The 2,606-nt window shown below is 40.4% G+C and carries 3 protein-coding genes; 1 reads left to right on the top strand and 2 read right to left on the bottom strand.

Annotated elements, in window-relative coordinates; genetic code table 11:
* Both BCG07_RS12720 and hemA read right to left on the bottom strand, forming a co-directional pair.
* The coding region (locus BCG07_RS12720) for a peptide chain release factor 1 (protein WP_286890427.1) at positions 1-794 on the bottom strand (794 nt) is incomplete at its 3' end.
* Between the two features lie 7 nt (positions 795-801).
* Positions 802-2,058 (bottom strand): glutamyl-tRNA reductase, encoded by a 1,257-nt coding sequence (hemA, locus tag BCG07_RS12715; RefSeq protein WP_286890425.1) that lies wholly within the window; start codon positions 2,056-2,058, stop codon positions 802-804.
* Between the two features lie 83 nt (positions 2,059-2,141).
* On the opposite strand from hemA, the gene lolB reads away from it, so the two are divergent.
* Positions 2,142-2,606, top strand: a 465-nt coding sequence (gene lolB, locus BCG07_RS12710) for a lipoprotein insertase outer membrane protein LolB (protein ID WP_286890423.1), incomplete at its 3' end; no start/stop codon positions are given.

Genomic DNA, 2,606 nt, shown 5'->3' with positions numbered 1-2,606 from the left:
TGCGAACGCTCATCTTGACATTCAACAACCACACCCGTAGGTAAATGCGTAATACGAATTGCTGAGTCAGTTTTATTTACGTGCTGGCCACCTGCACCCGATGCTCTAAAAGTATCTACTTTTATATCGGCGGTGTTAATTTCAATTGCTTCAGCTTCTGGTATTTCTGCCATTACCGCTACGGTGCACGCCGATGTATGAACACGACCTTGCGATTCAGTCTCTGGTACACGTTGTACACGGTGTACGCCAGACTCAAATTTAAGCTTACCGTATACGCCTTCACCGCTAATGTTAGCAATGACTTCTTTGTAACCACCGTGTTCACCTTCATTGGTAGTTACTACTTCTAATTTCCACTTTTGCGTTTCAGCAAAACGGCTGTACATTCTAAATAAATCACCGGCAAAAATAGCGGCTTCATCACCCCCTGTGCCTGCGCGGACTTCTAAAAATACATTGTTATTATCTTTTGGATCTTTAGGAAGCATTAATACCTGAATTTCATCTTCAAGGCTTAATATTTGTGCTTTGGCTTCTTTATACTCTTCCTGTGCCATTTCTCGCATATCTGGGTCTGAGTCTTTAAGCATCTCTTCAGCGCTTGCTAAATCTTCTTTTGTTTGTTGATATGCTAAAAAAGTTTTAACTATTTCTTCAAGCTCTGAGTATTCTTTTGAAAGGCCACGAAAGCGATTTTGATCGCTAATAACCGACGGGTCGCTCAACAGTGCTTGTACTTCTTCGTAGCGCTCTACTAGCGTTTCTAATTTATTATAAACAGACTCTTTCATTTAACGGTTATTCCTGATCAATACCTAACATTTTTTTCAACTGATTTAATTGAGCCACTTCACCTTTTTTAGCCGCATCTTGAATGGCACGGGTAGGCGCGTGCATTAAGCGGTTGGTTAACTTATTGGCCAATTCTAAAATTACTTTTTCTGCGTCTTTACCACTAGAAAGCTGGCTAACTGCTCTTTCTACTAATTCAGACTTAATTGTATGAACATCGTTTCGATAGTGACGAATTAACCCCACAGAATCGAGTGAACGCATCCACATACAAAACTCTTTGGTGCGCTCAGTAATAATTATCTGTGCCTGCTGTGCAGCTTGTTCTCGCGCTGCCATATTTTCACTTACAATCGTTTGTAAGTCGTCAACCGAGTATAAATAAGCCGCATCTAGCTCACCTACTTGGCTTTCAATGTCGCGCGGTACCGCAATATCAATAAACAACATCGGTTTGTTACGACGCTGCTTTAGTGCTTGCTCCACAACCCCTTTACCAATAATAGGCAGTGTACTGGCCGTTGAGCTTATTATAATATCTGCGTTATGCAAACGCTCTGGCAACTGCGCTAATGCAATGACATCTGCAGACACTTCATCAGCGAGGTTTCGTGCTCGTTCAATCGTTCTATTGGCTACGGTAATATTTTGTGGCTCATTTTGATACAAATGCTTAGCAACAAGCTCTATTGTTTCGCCTGCACCTATTAATAACACATTGGTTTTATCAAGCTTGCCATAAATATGCTTAGCTAAATTAACAGCCGCAAACGCCACCGAAACTGCACTGGCGCCTATATTAGTTTCAGTTCGGACCTCTTTCGCAACCGAAAATGTCTTTTGAAACAAACGATCAAATGTAACACCCACTGCATCATGAGTTTTAGCACTATTATAGGCTTGTTTAATTTGCCCTAAAATTTGCGGTTCACCTAACACAAGCGAATCTAAACCGCAGGCAACGCGCATTAAATGGTTAATTGCTTGATTGCCCTCATGGCAATAAATGTTATTACTCAGTTCCTGTTCATCTAAACCATGGAAACTGGCAAGCCATGCTAACAGTGTTTGGGAATTTTGCTGAGCAAGGCTACAATAGATTTCTGTTCGGTTACAGGTAGACACGATCACAGCTTCATTAAAGTCGGCATGGCCACTTAATTGCTGCAACGCCTCTGACATTTGCTCAGGCGAAAAAGCCACTTTTTCACGCAGTTCTACGGAAGCAGTTTTGTGATTTATACCTAGTGCTATTATGGTCATGTTTGCCAAATATTGCTGAGCCCGACTTTAAAGGCGGCAATTTTACCAAAAATCAGCGGAATATGGAAAGTAAGGAACAACATTTGATTAGACATTATTTAATATTAGCTATAACTTTTATGTTTTTAAGTGGCTGCGCGCAACAATTACCAAATAAAACAGCAATTTACGACAACTGGAAAGGTAAACTCGCCAATCAAAAAACTTGGCATGTAGAGGGGAAACTTGCTTTTATTAGTCCCGATGAGCGCCAATCTGCAAACTTAAATTGGCAGCAACAAGAAAATAACAATAATTTAGTACTGACTTCATTTATTGGCACACGCATTTTACAACTAAAACAGTCGCGCAATGTTGCTGAGCTTGAATTTGACGATAAAGTTTATGTAGATACCAATGCATCTGCGCTGCTTAAGCGCTTAACTGGCTTTGCTTTACCTGTTAATAATGCTGATAACTGGCTTAAAGGCACTATTGATTCACAAACGTTGCAAGTTGATGAACTTGGCCGTTCGAAACAAGTACTTTGGTTAGATAATGAAAGTAAA

Origin of the sequence: Pseudoalteromonas sp. ESRF-bin5 (assembly GCF_002632075.1) — a bacterium.
GTDB classification, from domain to species: domain Bacteria; phylum Pseudomonadota; class Gammaproteobacteria; order Enterobacterales; family Alteromonadaceae; genus Pseudoalteromonas; species Pseudoalteromonas marina.
Note: the sequence above shows the minus strand (reverse complement) of the source record. Positions and strands in the feature narration are given on the sequence as shown.

Coding starts and splice junctions, on each gene's coding strand:
- hemA (WP_286890425.1), bottom strand. CDS start 2,058: ATGACCATAATAGCACTAGGTATAAATCACAAAACTGCTTCCGTAGAA.